The organism is Exiguobacterium sp. s50 (assembly GCF_018618175.1).
GTDB classification, from domain to species: domain Bacteria; phylum Bacillota; class Bacilli; order Exiguobacteriales; family Exiguobacteriaceae; genus Exiguobacterium; species Exiguobacterium chiriqhucha.
Window position 1 is genome coordinate 41,267 of the sequence record NZ_JACSLP010000010.1, and the last position, 19,289, is coordinate 60,555.

General features: G+C 49.7%; 17 protein-coding genes and 1 pseudogene. 6 read left to right on the forward strand and 12 right to left on the reverse strand.

What is annotated here, in order from left to right; genetic code table 11:
- The first annotated feature begins 199 nt into the window (after nt 1–199).
- Nucleotides 200–1,012 carry an IS30 family transposase gene (locus KNP68_RS13090; RefSeq protein WP_214799873.1) on the forward strand — a complete coding sequence of 271 codons (813 nt, stop codon included), beginning with the start codon at nt 200–202 and terminating at the stop codon, nt 1,010–1,012.
- Between the two features lie 172 nt (nt 1,013–1,184).
- Here KNP68_RS13090 and KNP68_RS13095 read toward each other — a convergent pair whose 3' ends face one another.
- The 8 genes from KNP68_RS13095 to groES form a co-directional block, all read right to left on the reverse strand.
- On the reverse strand, nt 1,185–3,077 hold the full coding sequence (locus tag KNP68_RS13095; RefSeq protein WP_214799875.1) for a DUF2075 domain-containing protein: 1,893 nt from the start codon (nt 3,075–3,077) through the stop codon (nt 1,185–1,187).
- Between the two features lie 3 nt (nt 3,078–3,080).
- A complete protein-coding gene (locus KNP68_RS13100; RefSeq protein ID WP_214799877.1) occupies nt 3,081–4,355 on the reverse strand; it encodes a TIGR02679 family protein in 1,275 nt (424 codons plus the stop codon).
- Nucleotides 4,352–8,446, reverse strand: a complete 4,095-nt coding sequence (locus KNP68_RS13105; RefSeq protein WP_214799879.1) for a TIGR02680 family protein — start codon at nt 8,444–8,446, stop codon at nt 4,352–4,354. Before KNP68_RS13105 ends, KNP68_RS13100 begins: the two co-directional genes overlap by 4 nt.
- Complete coding sequence (locus tag KNP68_RS13110) at nt 8,443–9,597, reverse strand: TIGR02678 family protein (protein ID WP_214799881.1); 1,155 nt, start codon at nt 9,595–9,597, stop codon at nt 8,443–8,445. The genes KNP68_RS13105 and KNP68_RS13110 overlap by 4 nt, the downstream gene beginning before the upstream one ends.
- Nucleotides 9,594–11,069, reverse strand: a complete 1,476-nt coding sequence (locus KNP68_RS13115; RefSeq protein ID WP_214799882.1) for a TIGR02677 family protein — start codon at nt 11,067–11,069, stop codon at nt 9,594–9,596. Before KNP68_RS13115 ends, KNP68_RS13110 begins: the two co-directional genes overlap by 4 nt.
- Nucleotides 11,070–11,257: 188 nt before the next feature.
- Nucleotides 11,258–11,869: an AlbA family DNA-binding domain-containing protein gene (locus KNP68_RS13120; RefSeq protein WP_214799885.1), complete on the reverse strand. Its 612-nt coding sequence runs from the start codon at nt 11,867–11,869 to the stop codon at nt 11,258–11,260.
- 534 nt (nt 11,870–12,403) lie between these two features.
- Nucleotides 12,404–14,044: a chaperonin GroEL gene (gene groL, locus KNP68_RS13125; RefSeq protein WP_058765593.1), complete on the reverse strand. Its 1,641-nt coding sequence runs from the start codon at nt 14,042–14,044 to the stop codon at nt 12,404–12,406.
- 41 nt (nt 14,045–14,085) lie between these two features.
- Nucleotides 14,086–14,370, reverse strand: a complete 285-nt coding sequence (gene groES / locus KNP68_RS13130; protein ID WP_021065365.1) for a co-chaperone GroES — start codon at nt 14,368–14,370, stop codon at nt 14,086–14,088.
- A 213-nt stretch (nt 14,371–14,583) separates the two neighbouring features.
- Between groES and KNP68_RS13135 the strand changes: the two genes are divergently transcribed.
- The 4 genes from KNP68_RS13135 to KNP68_RS13150 all read left to right on the forward strand — a co-directional run bounded on the left by KNP68_RS13135 (nt 14,584) and on the right by KNP68_RS13150 (nt 16,437).
- Nucleotides 14,584–15,279 (forward strand): CPBP family intramembrane glutamic endopeptidase, encoded by a 696-nt coding sequence (locus tag KNP68_RS13135; protein ID WP_251131514.1) that lies wholly within the window; start codon nt 14,584–14,586, stop codon nt 15,277–15,279.
- Between the two features lie 16 nt (nt 15,280–15,295).
- Nucleotides 15,296–15,505: a YdiK family protein gene (locus KNP68_RS13140; RefSeq protein ID WP_021065367.1), complete on the forward strand. Its 210-nt coding sequence runs from the start codon at nt 15,296–15,298 to the stop codon at nt 15,503–15,505.
- A gap of 129 nt (nt 15,506–15,634) precedes the next feature.
- A complete protein-coding gene (locus tag KNP68_RS13145) occupies nt 15,635–16,066 on the forward strand; it encodes a hypothetical protein (protein WP_214799887.1) in 432 nt (143 codons plus the stop codon).
- A 92-nt stretch (nt 16,067–16,158) separates the two neighbouring features.
- The gene (locus KNP68_RS13150; protein WP_029596198.1) at nt 16,159–16,437 is read left to right on the forward strand and encodes a hypothetical protein; all 279 of its coding nucleotides are present in this window, start codon (nt 16,159–16,161) and stop codon (nt 16,435–16,437) included.
- A gap of 33 nt (nt 16,438–16,470) precedes the next feature.
- Here KNP68_RS13150 and bsh read toward each other — a convergent pair whose 3' ends face one another.
- From bsh to KNP68_RS13165, 3 genes are all read right to left on the reverse strand, one after another.
- Complete coding sequence (bsh, locus tag KNP68_RS13155; protein ID WP_029596199.1) at nt 16,471–17,445, reverse strand: choloylglycine hydrolase; 975 nt, start codon at nt 17,443–17,445, stop codon at nt 16,471–16,473.
- A gap of 118 nt (nt 17,446–17,563) precedes the next feature.
- The gene (locus KNP68_RS13160; RefSeq protein WP_214799889.1) at nt 17,564–17,968 is read right to left on the reverse strand and encodes a hypothetical protein; all 405 of its coding nucleotides are present in this window, start codon (nt 17,966–17,968) and stop codon (nt 17,564–17,566) included.
- On the reverse strand, nt 17,965–18,123 hold the full coding sequence (locus tag KNP68_RS13165; protein WP_214799891.1) for a hypothetical protein: 159 nt from the start codon (nt 18,121–18,123) through the stop codon (nt 17,965–17,967). The genes KNP68_RS13160 and KNP68_RS13165 overlap by 4 nt, the downstream gene beginning before the upstream one ends.
- A 118-nt stretch (nt 18,124–18,241) precedes the next feature.
- Between KNP68_RS13165 and KNP68_RS13170 the strand changes: the two genes are divergently transcribed.
- Nucleotides 18,242–18,577: a TM2 domain-containing protein gene (locus tag KNP68_RS13170; protein WP_214799892.1), complete on the forward strand. Its 336-nt coding sequence runs from the start codon at nt 18,242–18,244 to the stop codon at nt 18,575–18,577.
- 39 nt (nt 18,578–18,616) lie between these two features.
- Here KNP68_RS13170 and KNP68_RS13175 read toward each other — a convergent pair.
- Nucleotides 18,617–19,204: pseudogene (locus tag KNP68_RS13175) on the reverse strand (NADPH-dependent F420 reductase); the annotation flags it as partial.
- Between the last annotated feature and the right edge of the window lie 85 nt (nt 19,205–19,289).

The following is a 19,289-nucleotide window of genomic DNA, read 5'->3' on the forward strand; positions in this document are numbered from 1 at the left end:
TCACAAATATATCCCATAATATCTCGCTTGAAAAAGCATAGAGTTTATGGATCTGAGCTTTTCCAAATCTCTATCCTAATCTTTATATGATGAATTATAAAATTAAGTGCAACACCTGAACGTGAACGCAAAAAAGCCCATAGCGACGGCCTCGTGTAGAATGAAGTTACCACACAAACATTCAGACGGAGGAATCGCTATGAGCTACACCCATCTTACCACAGCCGAACGCGTGAAAATAGAGACCTATCTGGAGCTCGGGATGTCCATCCGGTCCATCGCGAGACGGCTCGGGCGACAGCCCTCGACCGTCTCGCGGGAGATCAGGAGGAACCCCGGGTACAAGTCGGAACGTGCACAGGAACACTACGTGAGGGCGAAAGCGAACTGCGGCGCCAAGACGAAGCTCGACGAAACGATGCGTCGGACGATCATCAGGAAGCTGCGGGCGACCTGGTCCCCGGAACAGATCGTGGGGCGGCTCTTCGACGGAAGGATCGCCTTCTCGACCATCTATCGCTGGATCTACTCGGGGCTGATCGACGTGCCGACGACCGCGCTCCGCCAGAAAGGCAAGCGCCGGAAACCGGTGGAGACACGCGGGAGGTTCAACGTCGGGCTGTCCATCTCGAAACGGCCTTCGGAGGTCAGGGGGCGCCAAACGTTCGGGCACTGGGAGCTCGACACCGTCGTCTCCGGACGAGGGAAGTCGAAGGCCTGCGTCGCGACGTTCGTCGAGCGCAAGAGCCGGTTCTACCTCGCCCTGCCGATCGCGGACCGTAGCGCGGCCTCGATGGAGGGGGCGATCCACACGGTCCACGCCGCCTTCCCGGAGGGCACGTTCAGGACGGCGACGACGGACCGGGGCAAAGAGTTCAGCTGCCACGAGAACGCCAACGGCCTCCTGCGCGAGTTCTTCCCGAAAGGATCGGACTTCGCGACGGTCGGCCAAGGAGAGATCGCGGACGCGCTCGCCAAGATCAACGGGCGGCCGAGGAAATGTCTCGGCTGAAAGACCGCACACGAGGCCTTCGCGGAGGAAGTGTTGCGCTTAATTTGACAAACCGTCGCTTTCTAAAGACGCTAACATTAACGAAAAAATGTTTAAGGCATTAACACGACCCGTTTACGTTTACTTAATTGATCAATGTAAATTCATAACCAAAACGAAAGTGTAACTAGAGTCAGATTCCTCTAGTTACACTTTTGTATTCATGGCTAGTAGAATCTATTCGCTGCTTCATATACTTTTGCAATTCAGGATCGCAACAATACACGTAACAGCCCTTCATCCCACGAGTCATTAATGTTCGATACGTATTTTTCACGAGTTTTTCAAGAGCGTCCACTTCATTCTTCTTCGGTTTTGCAGGTCTTGCCCCGCTATCTTTGAATTCTTCCCGTCGCACAATCAATTGTCTTGATTGTGGATCATATCCTAAATCCGGTCCGATAATCACACCTGCGTATGTCATTTCTAATCCTTGTACTGTATGGATGCATCCAATTTGTTCTCTTCCATCTGGATGAATGGCCCAGTCCAGACGTTTTGCATCATTCCATGCCATTGCAAAATCATGTTCAGGAATCTGAACATCTGGAACAAGTTGTCCATCTATTCGTTCTTTCGTCCAACTCCATGCATAGCCTGCAGTCACACGACCATCACGTTTTGATACAACCTCATCCATCAATTGTTGTGGCGAATCCAACACTCGAATATCATATGATCCATCTAATTCAGTCGTTGCTTCATTATTAAAAAGTTCGCTTAACCATTGGATGTAGTTACCTGACCCGCCACATCGAAATTGAGAATCTAGTGTTAATTCATGAATAATAGCGTCTTGTCTCTTAGCTTCTTCTTTGATTAACGTATATGATCCAACGTCTTTCTTTGAAATCATTTGCTCATCGTCAATGAAGAAGACACTCATTTTCGCACTCCGAATAATTTGAGTCGCTTGATTCTCTCCTGCAATTTTCCGTTGCATATGTCCATGATTTTTCAAACGGTGTGCCTCATCACAAACTAATACGTCAATTTTATTCGCTTGAGTATCCACGTAAGAACCAGAACCTTTGAACATATCTCGAATTTCAATCATACTCTTTTGTCTTACAAGTTTTTTTCTCAAGACTTCTCGGAAAGCTGCATTCGGCGTAATATACTCGACTAATGCCTGTTCATTCACTAGTGCCTTTAGAGCATTTAAACCGATTACGGATTTACCGGTTCCCGGTCCCCCTTTAATTAATACAACGTGCTTCTCGTCCGTATGTAAAACGTGCTCAGTATAGATCGTTAAAATTTGTTCATAGGCTACTTTTTGTTCATCTAGTAATATGAACTCTTCGTTCCCTTCAAACATCAGATTTAACGTTTCTACTAATTTTTTGGAAGGTCTCAGTTTCCCGGTTTCAATTTCTCTGGCAATTTCTGCGCCTTTACCGGCCCCAACCCGCTTTGTGACGTAATCAGCTAAGCGCAAATCATCCATTTTGAAATAAATCGGTGCTTCCTTATAGTAGTGACTGTATCTATCATTCAATAAAGGTTCAGCTTCATTTTTTCTTGACCGAATATAATTATGTAAATAAGCACATGAATCAAGCGTTATATCAGACTCGGTCGGATCTACCGATTCGAGATAATTTTCTAAGTACCGTCGATACGATAAAGCTTGATACGAAGGGTGGACTGTCGATTGGGTTCTTCCGCGAAATGCGGTTTGGACAATACCGTCTCCGTCAGCAAGTTCCGCCTTCGTCCATTGCTTTAGTTCTACAATAATTGCATTTTTTTGACCATCTTCGTCTTTCCCCGCAATAATGAAGTCAATTCGCTTTTGAGTTGATGGCAAATTAAACTCAAGTAGAATATTTACATCATCAGGTATCGATTCTCCTCGAATGACTCGCATCATTTCTGAAAGTGAATTTTCCCATGAGGTCATTTCGGAAGCACTAACGCGTCGATTCATCTTTTCTTCAATGTTCTTACTAAGGACGTAACTAATTTCTTTTTCTAAAATATGTTCAACAAAAATATTTTTAGGTTCGTTGTAAATAATCATAGTTTACTCCTTTTTCATGTATAGTGTGGATACCATATTTCCTATTAACGCCTCCTGATACCCCGCTCTCCCTCGCCGCTTCATCTCTTCCACCACGTCTTGTAACTCAACATCCGTCACCCGATCTAGCTTCACCAATCGTTCCTCAGCCAACTCGACGTTCGACTCGGACGCCACGTAACTCTCCAAGTCCATGCACCAATAATCGAGCTTGTCGCCGTATCGTTCTTTTAACCGTGCCGCCATCTGCAGTCCTTCCGGATCGAAATCACCGGCGTATTTCAATTGACAACCCGATGCGACGAGCATATCAAGTAACCGATAGGCCGCAAGTTTGAACTGACCGTGTGTACAGACGAGCGGTGCATCTGGCACGTCATCGAGTAAGCTTGAGAACACACCGGAGTTCTCGACGATCCATACGGTATGTCCTCGGCTTGGTCTCACCCGGTCTACGTTCAACAGCTCACGCATCGGCACGTTCAAGACGCTATGCATTGCTGCCGCTCCATGCCACATTGCATGCTCCGTCCCCTCACGCTCCGCCGTCACATTCGCACATGTCACAAAATTAGTAATGTCGTCCCGTAACAACTTAAATTCCAACAACAAGTCGTTTACCCGTTCCGTATCGCTCGGTGGTGCTCCAATCTGTCCCCGTTTAATATGCAACGCATGGATGAGGAGCTTCCCGAGATCTGTTGTACGGTCGAACGCATGTGGATTGCCGAGGATACGTTGCCCGAACACTGGCAGCCGCTCATAATCAAGTGGCAACCGTTCCATCGCTTGCGACAGTTGCTCGCAAGACACGTCAAATTTATCCGTCTCAACCATCCGATTGATCCAGTGCGTGTCTGCCGTACGCCCCTCTAAATAAGTGAACCAAAACGTGAGGGTCGGATACGTCAGCTTGAGCTCACGAAAACGCTCCGCTCGCTGTCCTTCCATTTGGGCAAGCGCTTCTTGTTTCGTCACAAGCGCTTCTCCGAAATACGCCTCGAGCAACTCGAGCAACGTCACGCCTTCAAACTTGGTCGTCTGAAGTTTCTTCTCGAACGCTCGAAGTGTCACCGTCTTCTTCAACCGGATCGTTGCGACGTCTTCTCCGAAGAAGCGGGCAATCGCTTCAAGTTCATCATGTTTAAATGATTGAATCGAAACCGATCCACCAACTTTTCCGAGCGAGGCATACTTCTTCCGGAACTGTTCAAACAGACGCGAGAAGCCTGTCGATGCTTTGAAGTAGTGTACGGCTTCGTCGACTAACGACTTCATAACAACGTCTCTTCTTTCGCATGCCGTTTCTCGCCGTCCCACACGTAATGGAGGACGGTGACGTAGTCGGCGTTTTTCGGACGCAACAGCTCACAAATCGACAGCGACGAAATCGTATCGTAATCGCCCCACAGAATTTGCGAGTTCATGATATAGTCGAAGCCGAGTTGCTCGACAATCTCGAACATCTCACGGATGTTGTTCTCGTCGACTCCTGCGAACGCCTCGTCGAGCGAGATGATATACGGCGCAGTATCGGCCGCTTCTTTATATCGGGAATAACACGCTGTGAAGAGAGGGATGTACATCGCCATCGCTTTCTCCCCGCCGCTGAACTTATCGAATTTATTGTTCGTCAGCTCGCGCTTCGGTTCATTCGTTCGATCGAAGTACAAGACGAATGAGAACCACTTCCGGTAATCGAGCACTTCACGGAGCACTTGCAGGAGCGTCTGTCCGTCTCCGTCTTCTTTAATCATCCGCTTCGCCTTACTCAGTTTCGACCGGAAGTGGGCCGTGATCCGTTCGAAATCCTCGTCCTTCAACAGCTTCGCATCTTGTTTCAAGATATGGACCAAGTCTTTCGTATCGAGCTCTTCCTCGCTCTCCGCTGTACGTGGCCGCCATTTGATTGAAAACGTAAGCCCAGACGACGTGTTCCGGCTCTCCATCAACGCGTTCATTTCCCCCGTCCATTCTTCGGCCCGGCGGATTCGCGAGCGGAGTTTCGTCCCGACCGATTTGAAGAGGATTTCTTCATATAGTTCCTTATCACTCTCGTTCAAGACGCTCTCTTGCCGGGCGAACTCTTCCTCGACCGTTCGCTTGACCGCTTGCGGGCTCGCCTGTTGGCCCCGCAAGTCGAGCGAGATGATGCGGCGTGTCGTCTTCTGTTGCCACATCTCGACTTCTCGTCTGAACCGGTCATCGACGTCTCGCATCCACGCTTCAAGCGGCACTTCTTCGGTGAAGTTACGCATCCGGTATTCCATCAAATCATTTTGCTGGTCGATGAACGCTTTCGATAGATGTTCGTCGGCTTTTGAGGCGCTGTTCGTGAGTCGTTTCCCGTACATCGCTTCAACCGTTCGGGACAATGTTTCGGGATCACCCCCGTCTACGTCGAGTGAGACGATTCCTCGTTTCCACTCCGTTTTCAAGGCCGTCTCCCATGCTACTCGCATCTGTTTTGACAACGTGTGGCTATGTTGCTTCTCGTGCAACTTGTTCGCGTCCGCATCAAGTTGCGCCTGGCGCGTCGCGACAAGCTGTAACGATTGGCTCCGTTCATGTTCAATTCTTGCCAATTCAGCTTGGACGTTTTGGATTTGTTGACGGATGTCGTCAGCGCCCTCTCTCGCCAGTTGGTCCTCGATTTGCGCAATATTTTTTTGAACCCGGACCATTTTGTCCTCGAGCTCATTCAATTCACCCATGAGTTCGAGAATGTCTTCTTCCGCTTCCGCAAGGGCCGCCTCCATCGTGGCGAGCCGTTTGTTCGAGGCGACCGCGTTGTCGTGCTCCCGATGTGTGTCGAGTAGTAAATCTTTATAGCTCACCACCGCCCGCTTCGCTTGTTCAAACGCGGCTTGCGTCTTTTCTAGTTCGAACGGCTCAGCCAGTGTATATACCTCACGCTTCAACACGTTGAACCGCTCACTCGTCTGTTTCAACATGTCTTCGATTTGACGGCAACGTCGCTCCAAACTCTCGATCTCAAATCTGATCTTTTGGATTTCTTGATGACTCATCCGCAAATCCCGGTCAGACGGGAATGCCTCCCACGCCGCTTCAGCCGATTGGATGTGTTGACCCAACTCCGCCTGCTCACCACGTAGCGTCACGCGCTCGAGTTGAAGTTGTTCGATTTCGTGCTGTAACTGTTCAATCTTTGCTTCCCGATATCGTTGACGGGCAGTTCGCCCAAGGAAACGGACGTGTTCGACCGGTACCGCATGTCCGTTTAATTGACCGAGCCGATACGTCCCGTCTTCTCCGATGGACGTCTCGCCATCACCGATGAGGATACTGCGGAGCACGTCGTCGATTCGGTCCGAAGCAATTCCCGTATCTACTGGGCTCGGCTTCAAATAATCGGCCAACGTATGCGCCATCATCTGTGGCGCCGGCAACAAGACCCGGTCGTATGTGACGTCCGCCTCGGTGACGAGAGCGTCTAACATCCCGCTGTCCATGAGCGCGGCTTCAATCCGTTTTTGAACGTCTTCCTCCACTCCGTCCACGAACTCGACGAGTGCATATAACGGAGCGAACACGACGCCGTCGGCCCGCATCTGTTCCCGGGACGCTCTCGTCATCGGGTCGATGTCCGGTTCGGGATCGGTCTTCTTTTTCCACTCGGCAAGTGAGGACTCTATGTTTTGAATGTTCGTATCAATCACGCGTTCGGCCGCTTTCTTCGAGGCCGCTTTTTCACGTAGCCGGTTCTGGTAACCGACCACGTTTGGTCGAACGAGACGCAACACATCCTCATACGTTGACGGGTCATAGTCGTTTCGAAGTGTGCGCTCGATGTGACCCATCGTCTCCCCTTCGACACCAAACTCAGGATGCTCCTCGGTCCACCGATATACGTCTGCGAGATGACGCTCCAAGTCTTGGTCGAACGTCTTTTGCCAATCGCTCTGCTCGTGCTTTTTCTGATCACGCGCTTGTTGCTCGTCGGCGAGTTGCTTGTTTTCCGTTTGAAGTTTCCGTTTCGTCTCTTCGAGCGCGCGCATCCCTTCCGCCACTTTGCCGAGCCGTTCCATATGTTCCCCTACTTCGCGTTTCCACGTCAGGAAATCAAAGTCTCGATTCAGGCGACGATAATCGGCGACGTTCAACTCATGACGGTCGAACGCCGCCTGTTCTGCGTCGTACGCCATATCATCAATCAGGTCATCGATCGTTTGGAGTGTCGTGCGATGGACTACCTGTTCTTCGTCTTGCCGCTGTTTCGCGTCATAGATTTTTTGAGCGGTCTTCGCGCGTCGCTCGTCCTGCCGTCGATAATCAGCCGTGATGTGCTGTAACGCATCTACCTCTTTCTTCAACTCGTCTTCTAAGTTCCAAACTTTATGGGACGCCAAACGTTGCCTTTGACGCTCTGCCGTCGCTTTGTCTTGGTCGAGCTGTTGAATCAATTGCTTCAGCGTCTCGACCTCATGCGCCCTTGACGTCTGGAGTTCACGTAAATTTTCAAGCTCTTGCGCTTCCGTTGTCTCTCGTTCGGTCGCCATCCGGTACTCGACGGCGAGGTCGGCCACATGACGCTCATTGTACGCATCGTACGTACGGCTCAATTTCTGCAACGCGATGAGCTCACGCTCGAGCTGCTCGAGTTGTTGCTTCGTTTGATCCATCTGTTCAATCGTGTCGGACAAGTGGCGTAAGTCATCATCTGACAACGGTGGCAACGCTGCCTCGAGAATCTCGTAGATGACGGTCGGCCTGAAGTCTTTCGACAGTTTCGGGCTCCGCAACTGGATGAGCAACTTGATCAACTCTTCATAGGCATCGATTGACTCGAAGCCGAAGACGTGTTTGTTGACGAGCTGCATATACTCGCCTTGTGTCGTAACGACTTTTCCCCCATCCCCGATGACCCGTTCGAGCTCGACCCGTGAGTACGGGATTTTACTCGTCTGTGTCCCTTGGCGGTCGAGTTTATACAACTCGATGTCGATGTTAATGCGACGATTGTCCGTGATGACGAATCCCCAGAATTTGAGGGGCTTCCCACGCTTCGCTTGAAGCCCGATCCCGGTCGTCACATATTGATTCGTCTCGGCCTTCTTGTATTCGATGAACAAATAGCCTGTCCGCTCTTCCCGGTCGACGATTTCTTTCTCGCCGAGTAAATAGTCTTCCATCTTGCGCGCTCTCGAACCGAACGGGTCGAGCCGGTCCGGTGACTTCTTCCCGTCAAGTAACACGGGCAGGAAGCTCTGCATCGTCACGGATTTACCTGATCCGTTACTCCCTCGAAGCAACAGCTTCCCGTCCGAGAAATCGAACGTTTCTTCTGTGTAATACCAAAAATTAAGCAAGCCTGCTCGGTTCATTTTCCAGCGATTTTGCGCCCTCATTTCGTCAGCTCCTCTATAAATTTTTCTGGGTAATATCCAACGGTGCGACCGAACCCGGACTGGATGACAAGGATTCCTGAATCGGTCTCCACATATCCGAACTCCCATTCAAGGAGGAGCGAAACGAGTTCTGCCGCCACTTTTTTCGGTGTGTCTTCACGATATTGTTTTGCCCAACCCGGTCCCCACTCAAGCTGAACCGTCTCGACCATCCGCTCAAATTCGAGCAACGTGACCCGGATCTCGCCCATCTCGTTGACCGGCAGTTCAAGTTTCCTAAGATGACTTGCCACATGCAAAGCGATGCCCGTGATTCCTTTTTGATTCGGGAACAATGTGTAGCGCTGTTTTTGGTCAGGAAGGACGAGCATGGCCGCATTTTTGAACACTTCTAACCGGAACGGCGTGAACTTCTCGAACTCATCCCCGAGCCGGTTCCTGAAGTTACGGATATAGGCGAAGTCTGGATCGTCTTTTGACTCCCGATACACGATTGGCGAGAACATGAGCTTGCGGTATACGCGTTTCCGCCGCTCATCTTCTTTTTGACGGCTCCACTCGCTCGTCAAGATATCTTGAATCGTCTCGTAATTGAATAAGTCCTCTGGGTAAGACCGCATGAAATAGCGGGCATGGACGCTCACTTCGTACAACACTTCTTCCGTCTCGCTCATCGCGAACGAGTCGACGTCCCCGTCGACCGCACGAATCAACTTCAGCTCATCAAGTTGTTTGAGCGCGCGGACGAGCGATTTGCGATGACGGTAGTTCGTCCAATCGAGCGGCAAGTCTCCAGGGTACATCTCTTGAATGTCTTCCGTGATATGGGACAGCAAGAACTGCTCATCGACCGACTTGCTTTCTGTAAATGCGAGCGCGCAACAGAAAATTGCGTAGTCCATCGGTTCGGTGAACGCTTGGATGCCCATCCATGGCTTTGGGTCGACCGGGAGCTTCTCAAGTTTGATGAAATGTTGATGGACGATCAAATCAAAGCCGAATTTCTCGGTCACGTAACGTTTCAGTTGATGTTCACGTTCTCGGATTTTTTGGTAGATGGGCGGTTGCTCCGCTCGTAATACCCAAAACTGTTCGAAGAGGATTCCGAGCGCCTCAACCATCCGTTCATCTATTTTTGTTTCCTCACTCATGACGTCACTTCCTCATCGATGAAGTAATATTCCACGTTCGGCATCTCAAGTGTCCCGTCGGTCGCACGCAAGATGACACGCTCTTCCTCGAGCGTCACCCGCACGCGGCGGCCGTACTCCGTTTTGATGACCCGATCTTCCCGTACCATCGCTTTACCGAGCCACGACAGTAACAGCTTTCGCACATGCGGTTCGATGACTGGGAGCACCTTGATCGAGATGACGCCCGCTTCGATGTATCGTTCGATGGCTTCTTTCTCTTCTTCGAGTTGCTTTAAATGAAGTCGGCGCATCTCCGCAATCTTATCAGATCGGTCAATGATGGCCCCGGCTTTCGTCGATTCTTTAAATTTCGTAGTTCGTGGTTTCGTCTCGTGTTCGATTGGTGCCTCGTCCCACACGTCGACGTACATGTCGTCGGTCGGAACATGGTCCCCGTAAAGGTGACGCGTATGGAACACGCCGAACACGACCGATGACAGTTCATGGGCCGTTTCGATCGTCTCCATCCCATCGAACCACTTTGCCAAATGCTCGTAATCACGGCGCCGGCTCCGAAATTGTTGATGCCGTTCGCTCATGCGTTGAACGATGCGGGTGATGCGGCGGATAGCCTCGTTCGTCCGTTCTTGCAGACGTTCAAACTCGCTCTCGCCGTGCGTCGTCCCGAGAAACCACGCTCTCAAGTTACGCCACTTTTCGACTAAGTCGATCATCGGGTCCATGTCGTCTTCTTCGAATCGGAACGCCTGATGCTGATGCCGGACAACTTGTTGAAAGAACGGTTCGAGCCGCTTCGTCGTGAGCGACGTCAGCAAGTCCTGAATCTGCATCGCCGTCCGCTGTAACGCGATGATGAAGTCGCGCAAATACGTCGTGAAGCGGTCCTTATAGACGAGGAACGCTTCCGTCTTCATCTTGTCGACGACTTTTTCACTATGGATATAGGCGATATAGTCCGACGTGTTCTGCGTGATTTGACGGAAATAGAGCATGGCATCTTCCCAAAGCTGTGCACATTCGGCGTCGGGCTTTCCGTCTGCCTGAGCGATCGCGTCAAGGACGTGATAGAGCCGCTCGAACTGTGTCTTCTCGAGTGAGCCGCCGAAACTGTCACCGAGCTGCTCGAGTTGAATCATCATCCGCTCAAATTCGACCGTGTACGGCGTACATTGGTAGCGGAAACTTTTCTTTTTGTATTCTTCAATCGTCTTCGCCTTTCGGTGTTCTTGACTGGCAATCAAGTTGCCCCATTTGACGAGCGACTCTAAATCCTGATGCAATCCGTCCATCGTGTATTCTTGAAATTCTATGTATTGCTTCAAGTACTCATAAATCTCTTCCGGATATAAAAATTCACGCATTCGTTCATGCTGGATGTAGAAATAACGTAAAATCGGACGATAGCTCCATGCCTTCTCCGCCGTCAAATACGTCGCTTCTTTGATTTTCTTTTGCAGCCCTGGTTGCATACGGTTGCCCCTCTCTGTGTTCTCCATGATTAAGCATAATACAGATCCGTGAGAGCGGAAATAGACAATTCCTATTTTTGGAAGGTGATAAACAATTTTGTAGTCGGTCTATGAATGACAAATAAAAAAACCTAAAAATTCAGCATTGAACTGAATTTTTAGGCTATCCCAACATTAATTCTGTTTTATCAAAATGTATAGTCTTTACTATACATACCTAAAGATTTAAGGATTTCAAGGTGATCAAACGTTGTCCAGGCTCTATAATCTTCTTGTGCTAATGCCGTTTTCCTCAGTTGCTCAATCAAATCTATTCTTAAGTCTTCCATGCTCACATGAGAAAAGATTTTTCTCTCGGTATAGTCAGCTTGTTTTCGATTATACATTTGTTGTACTTGAGTCGTATTATGTGTAATGTCGATATCAGCGTCTTCATTCCGGTCGTAAATTTTCGTACGATTCAATCGATGAACTTGAGAACTACTCGGTACAAAAATATGTAAAATCATTTTATCCTCGATTTGATACTCTTGTATATCAAGGTAGAGAGGCGGTTCTATCTTTTGAGCTGACTGAGTGGTTGTTACAAAATCTTTTTTCATTTGTGCAACTGCTTTGGGGTCAACGCCAGTGATATCACCCTCATCAGATACTCCTAAATAAATATTTCCCCCTTGTCGATTAGAAAAAGAGCAAACTGTATCATATAGACTTTTTGGAAGTTTGTTATGCGCCTCTTTGAATTCAATAGTAATACTTTCATTGCCCATACTAATTTCATCTATTAGCTCTTTCCTCATCTTCCGCTCCCCTTACCTATTTCTGTGTTATTTTTCACGAATCATAACCATCGACGCAAGACTATTATACCTTCAATTATTTTACCATTGAGTTCGCAAAAGTTTAAAATCTTCTTATTTCCTCTAACATAAACCGATTGTCATTTAACTTAATTGGGTGAGTAAGTAAATGATAGCTTGGTGAGGCTTTAAGGGAACTTGATGGGTGCTTTGTTCATCTTAGTGGGGCTTAATGGGAGCTTAGTGGCTCCTTTGTTCAGCTCAGCGGGACTTGATGGGAGCTTGGTGGCCCCTTTGTTCAGCTCAGCGGGACTTGATGGGAGCTTGGCGGCTCCTTTGTTCAGCTTAGCGGGACTTGATGGGAACTTAACGGCTCTTTTATTCAGCTTAGTGGGGCTTGATGGGTCCCACTAAGCCGAACAAGAATTTTATGACTGTAACATGAATTATGTTAAGGTTAGAATTTTTATGTTAAAGACAAAAAACCACCCATCAGCTTTTCGCTGATGAATGGTTTCCATTAGAGCGTATGACTTACATCATACCGCCCATTCCACCCATGCCGCCCATGTCAGGCATGCCGCCGCCAGCGCCTGCTGGTTCTGGCTTGTCTGCGATGACCGCTTCTGTCGTGAGGAACATGGCTGATACGGATGCTGCGTTTTGAAGCGCTGAGCGCGTCACTTTCGCCGGATCGACGATTCCGTGAGCGATCATGTCGACGTACTCGCCAGTTGCGGCGTTGTAACCAATGCCGACCGATTCGTTCTTGAGTTTCTCGACGATGACCGAACCTTCTTCACCCGCGTTTTCCGCGATTTGACGGACCGGTGCTTCGAGGGCACGGAGGACGAGTTTGACACCTGTCGCTTCATCCGCTGTCACTTCTGCAAGCAACGCACGAACGGCTGGGATGACGTTGATGAAGGCTGTACCCCCACCTGCGACGATGCCTTCTTCGACGGCTGCGCGTGTCGCGTTGAGCGCGTCTTCGATGCGGAGCTTACGTTCTTTAAGCTCTGTCTCTGTCGCTGCGCCAACTTTGACGACGGCTACGCCGCCTGCGAGTTTCGCGAGACGCTCTTGGAGTTTCTCACGGTCGAAGTCAGACGATGTCTCTTCGATTTGGTTGCGAATCGTTTGAACGCGTGCTTTGATTGTCGCTTCGTCTCCAGCACCTTCGACGATCGTTGTCGTGTCTTTCGTGACGACGACTTTCGATGCGCGTCCGAGCTGTTGAAGCGTTGCCGACTTGAGCTCGAGGCCGAGGTCTTCTGTGATGACTTGGCCGCCTGTGAGCGTTGCGAGGTCTTCGAGCATCGCTTTACGACGATCGCCGAAGCCTGGTGCCTTGACCGCGACCGCGTTGAACGTACCACGGAGTTTGTTCAAGACGAGTGTCGCGAGCGCATCGCCTTCGATGTCTTCCGCAACGATGAGGATCGGTTTCCCTTGTTGCACGACTTGCTCGAGCACTGGGATGATTTCTTGGATGTTCGAGATTTTCTTATCGGTGATCAAGATGAACGGGTTGTCGAGCACCGCTTCCATCTTGTCTGAGTCTGAGATCATGTATGGTGACAAGTAACCACGGTCGAACTGCATCCCTTCGACGACGTCGAGTTCAGTCGTGAAGCCGCGTGACTCTTCGATCGTGATGACGCCGTCGTTACCGACGCGTTCCATCGCTTCAGCGATCAACTCGCCGACTTCTTCGTCTGCTGCCGAGATGGCCGCGACTTGGGCGATCGCTTCTTTCGACTCGATCGGTTTCGAGATGAGCTTGAGCTCTTCGAGTGAACGACGAACCGCTTTGTCGATCCCTTTACGAAGGATCATCGGGTTCGCGCCTGCTGTCACGTTTTTGAGACCTTCACGAATCATCGCTTGAGCGAGGACTGTCGCCGTAGTCGTACCGTCCCCTGCGACTTCGTTCGTCTTCGAGGCGACTTCGGCAACGAGCTTCGCGCCCATGTTTTCGAAGTGGTCTTCGAGTTCGATTTCTTTCGCGATGGTCACGCCGTCATTCGTGATGAGCGGTGAGCCGAACTTCTTCTCGAGGACGACGTTGCGTCCTTTCGGTCCGATTGTGACTTTTACCGCGTCAGCGAGTGCGTCGACACCGCGAAGCATCGCGTGACGTGCGTCTTCTGAGAATTTAATTTCTTTTGCCATTGTTCATTTCCCCCTAAAAAGTTTTTGAAAAATGGTGAGTCTTAGCCTACGATTGCGAGAATGTCGCTCTCTCGAACGATTAAGTATTCTTTGCCTTCATGCTTCACTTCGGTACCCGCGTACTTCGAGTAGATGACCAAATCATTTTCTTTGACGTCGAGCGCGATTCGCTCACCTTGGTCCGTGACGCGGCCTGTACCGACTGCAAGGACGCGTCCTTGTTGCGGCTTTTCTTTCGCCGTGTCAGGAAGCACGATGCCTCCGATCGTCTTTTCTTCTTTCTCCACGACTTCGATGATGACGCGATCGCCTAGTGGTTTTAACATAGAAAAAACCTCCTCCGAATATGAATGATGTATCGTTGAATCGTAAGTTTTAGCACTCATCAAAAAGGAGTGCTAACATTGATTAGTGTAGTATGAGACGCCTGAAAATGCAAGCGGGAACATCGAAAAAATGCTCCCACTCGCGGTCAAGAGACCTTATTTGTTACAATAGTTAAAAGGAACGTTGACTCTTAGGAATAAGGACGTGTTGAATTGGCTACACTAAACTCAAACCAATCGATAAATACCCGTTTTTCGATGGCGCCTAACATTCGGATTCGGCATATCATCCCGATTCTGCTATACGCGTTTGTTCAATTCTTTCCGGTATTGATCAGCGAAGTGCGTCCGGAATGGATCACGCCGACGGCAACTGGACTTTGGTTCGCCATCGGGTTCAGCTTGACGATCATCATCTCGATTTTCTTGCTCTGGCCCGACTTGAAGCTGTATAAACAGCAAGGCATCCAATCAAATCTGAACGACACGGTCAAATGGATCGGGCTCGGGATTCTCATGCAATACGGGCTCGTCATCGTCGCCAACTTGATTGAGACGTGGATCTCGGGTGATGTCATGGGGTCACAGAACACCGAGGAAATCGCGGATATCGTCCGTCTCGTCCCGGTTATGACGCTCTCAGTCGTCTTGCTAGGCCCAATCATGGAAGAGATTCTGTTCCGCCACATCTTGTTTGGTAACTTGAGCGCCCGCTTCGGGTTCTGGATCGCCTTCGCGGTTAGCTCGCTCTTGTTCGCGCTCATCCATGGTGACAACAAGATTCTTGTCTATGTCGCGATGAGCTTCGCCTTCACGGTCGCGTATGCCAAGACGCGTCGCTTGATTGTGCCGATCGCGATTCACGCGTTTAACAACGCGCTCGTCATGGTCGTATTATTCTTAATGTAGAAATGAGGTGGCATTGATGCCGCGACACTTAAAAGTTATGTTTTTGTTCAGTCTCTCTTTCGGGATTCTGTTCACCGTCCTCGCCTACTACTCGGTACAAGAGTACGGCTTCAGCTTCTGGACGTACTTCATCATCGCCGTAGCCGCGTATGACTTCTTCAAGGTGTATCAGATTTTGACGCTCGCCCGAAAAGCGAAAAAAGAAAAGACCGATAAATCGGCATAACGAAAAGACCAAGCGCGCAGCTTGGTCTTTTCTTATGGATCACTTTCTCCCAAACCAAGGATTCAAGATTGTAAAATAAAGGTATTAATCATTTATAGTAGTATAAAAATGGTAAAGGGAGCTGGTTGTATGTTTAAGAAGATGATGAATAAAGTAGCGGTCACAGTCCCACTCGAGGCGTCCAAACTTCAATCGTTCATAAGTCCAAAAATCCCCGAGCTGTCGGATGTGACCGTCGAGATCACAAACGGACAATTGATTTTAGCAGGGTCAAAGAAAGTCGGGGTCGCTTTCTTCTCGAAAGATGTTCGGATGAAACTGACATTGGTGCCAAAAGAGATTCACGGGCGGAAAATTGTGTTCACTGTCGTAAAGGTCGAGCCGACGGATAAAGAAATCTTCAACGACAAGTTTTTAAACCACTCGCCTTATATCACTTACGATGCTCGAACACTGACGCTCGACTTGAGTGCGATCGGCCCGCTCCAAAAAGTGAAAGTCGGCAACATCAAGTCACTTGCGTTAGAAGAAGGACGTGTCGTTTTAGTCATCGGCGCATGAACATCCGCTCTGACTCATCCTGGCTCTTTTTTGAAAAAGAAATCAATCTGCGTTATATTTGATAGGTTAACTATCAAATAAGGAGAGGTATGATGAAGAAAGCAATTCTCGCGATGGTCGCTTCCCTGTTTCTCGTCGCCTGCTCAAACGAAGACGACTTGTCTACATACGAAGAGTATGGCGTGCTCGAGGAGACGATTGAAATCGCACAGTATGAACCGAAAGTCGAGACGGACAACGACGGCAACCGCGTCATCTTGTTCTATGCAGGTGAACGTGTCGCCTATAAGAGCGTCTATGTGAAAGACGAGCGTCACCTGAAAGTCATCAGCACGGACGATGAGCCCCCGCTTTATAACGACACGCTATAAAACACAGCCCCCTTCGCGCGAAGAGGGCTGTTTTCAATTCTCGTAATGAATCTGTTGCTCATTTTGTAGTCGATACGTGATCAATCGCTCGCTGTCTAACGGTTCATGGAACAGCGACACGGCCGTGATTTGGTTATTGTCATACGTCCGATAATAATAGATGCCATCGTCGACGTTACAGCACGAGGAATAGATGGTGTACTCGTACGTCCCATCTTCCGCCTCGTTCAAGCCCCGCGTTTGCATCACCGTATCCAACAGTTTGAAAAATTGTCCGACCGCGGACGCCTCGGTCGGTTCACAGACCGAGTTGAATGTGGCGAACGTTGCCCGGACGAATCGCGATGTCGACGATAACTCACCCGGCAATCCCTGCCCGCCCAATCCGAGACAATAGGCATCGAGGTTCAATGTCGGTGCGAACGTATTGGCCGGCAGCTTCGTCGAGATGTGCCGATAATCGTTCAGATTGAATAGCTGATACTCGAACGACGGATTGTTCGTCAAGACCCCGACTGGATTGTCGTACACGCGCAACCCGTCCGCCATCGGCTCAACAACAATCGAGGTATCCTTGTCGGCGATCATCCAGTGCAGCGGGTGAAGCGGGAGCGCGTCGCTGAAATTGAGATTGATCAGATGAATCGTCGCCAGTCGCTCTTTCACTTCCTCGATTGTCGCGCACTGCCCGAGGATCCACGGGATGAACTCGAACGGGGAGACGTTGTCTCGTCCGTCGACTTTTGGCTTGAACACGGCATTCCCCGGGAAGTTCAACCCCGCCATGCTGAGCCCTTTCTCGTTCGTCGCCTCGTAATAGAGTGGATAGTCTTCCACGACGGTCGCCATCCCGATCATCGCGTAATGGTTCGCATTCTCGCCCATCCGTCTGAAGTTGAACGGATAGTGTCGGGGCGTGATCGTCACTTGTTCGTGATAGGACACGTTCAAGTCTAAGTTTCTGCCGAAGTAGTGGGCGTGCGGAGCGTACGTGATTGCTGTACACATAACAAAACTCCTTCCGATCCAATGCAGACAATAACAGCACTCTTTGTCCTATTCACGTTTTCGTCTGACATCAACCATAAGAAAAAACGATGAGGCGTGTGCCACATCGTTCTTCATATTAATTCAGTTCGGTTTCGACCGTTGTGTCCGGCATGAAAAACCAAAGTCCCATCCCTTTTAATCCGAATACGAACGCCAACCCATAATACATGAGTGCTTCGAGCGAGTAGGTCAACGTATCCATGAAGAACGAGACGAAGAGTCCAATCATCAAGGCAACGACGACACCTCGTAATGTCAGTTCACTTGATTCGCGTCCGATGGCACGAGATGCTTCCTCACCAAGTGTCGCCGCGATGTCACGGCGCCAAGCATAAAACAGAGTCGCAGCCAGCGCCAACGTCATATCTGGCACGTTACCACCTAAGACATCCATGATGGTGAGCCCGAGCATAATGAACATCCCGAGTTTCAATGCATCTTCATTTGTATAGGTCACTCGAGGTTTCAAGAAGTTGTTCATAGGACGATGAACCCCACCGTCAACAGACCATATACGAAACCGAGCACGATCATACTGATGGCGATCGATTTATATTGCGGATACTTATGTAAGACGACCGCTCCGGCGATAACGTGAATAAACGCGACGATGAACGTCACAATCGCAAAACCCATTCGGTTGTTCCTCGCTTCCAAAAATAAATAATAGAAAATCATGGGAATTCATCCGTTTCCCGGTACAATAAAGACTGCATTCATTATATCAATTTTTGGAAAGAAGGCACATCACATCATGAATTATTCACGTACCGATTTATCGACAGAGGAAATGCTCCTCGTCAACAGCGAAGTCGAGAAAAAGAAACGCAGTCTCGTCGTCGCGTACTTGCTTTGGTTCTTCCTCGGCGCGTTAGGCGCACACCGCTTCTATTTCAAGAAGACCGGGACGGGCATCGCTATGCTCTTAATGGTCGTCTTGACGATTGGTTTCGGTGCTATCATCACTGGTATTTGGGCGCTCGTCGACGCGTTCCTCATGCCAGGCTGGCAACAACGCGAAGTCGAAGCAATCGAACGCGAGACGATTGAGTCGTTGAAAACACGCTCTGAGCGTCAAGCTGCCTTTTAACGACCAGACGGTCACGCCAACGCGTGACCGTCTTTTCTGTTAGAAACTATTCTCTTTCAAGTAAAACGCAAAGTTCCGGTGCTTCCGTTCTTTCGTCGCGTAATGAATCCATAACCACGCGAGCGACTCGAGTTCTCGCGCCAGTTTCAAGTGACGCAGCGTATGGGCGTCGAAACCAATCTTCGAGGCAAGGTCTTGAACGGCTCGGACCGACTCCTGCTCGTCACCAGCGATGAACATCATCGACATGTTCGGGTTCTCCAAGTTCTCGACACCGGTCTGGTTGAACGCCTTGACGATGCGGACGTGCGGCGCAAGTTCCTGCAGATGCTCGGCCCCCGATTTCCCTTCCGGCCGCTCAATCGAATCAAACTCTTTGGCGATCGGATTCGTCACGTCGATGACAATTTTGTCGTCCAAGTCCCGAAGCGATTGAATCAAATCGATTGCCGCCGCGAATGGCGTCGTCAATAAAAGAATCTGTGCGTTTGACGCCACTTCTTGGAGCGACATCGTCCCCTCGCGCTCCGAGCGCGTCCCGTACAACACTTCATAGCCAACGTCCTCGAACTTGCGCCCGAGCGTCCGTCCGACTTTCCCTGCTCCTAAAATACCAATCTTCATATAGTCCGACTCCCCTTCACAGTTCTTCGTCTGCGTGCCGTAGCCTTTCTCTTACCCCTTCCCCGGCTTCAGACGAAGAAAAACCTGT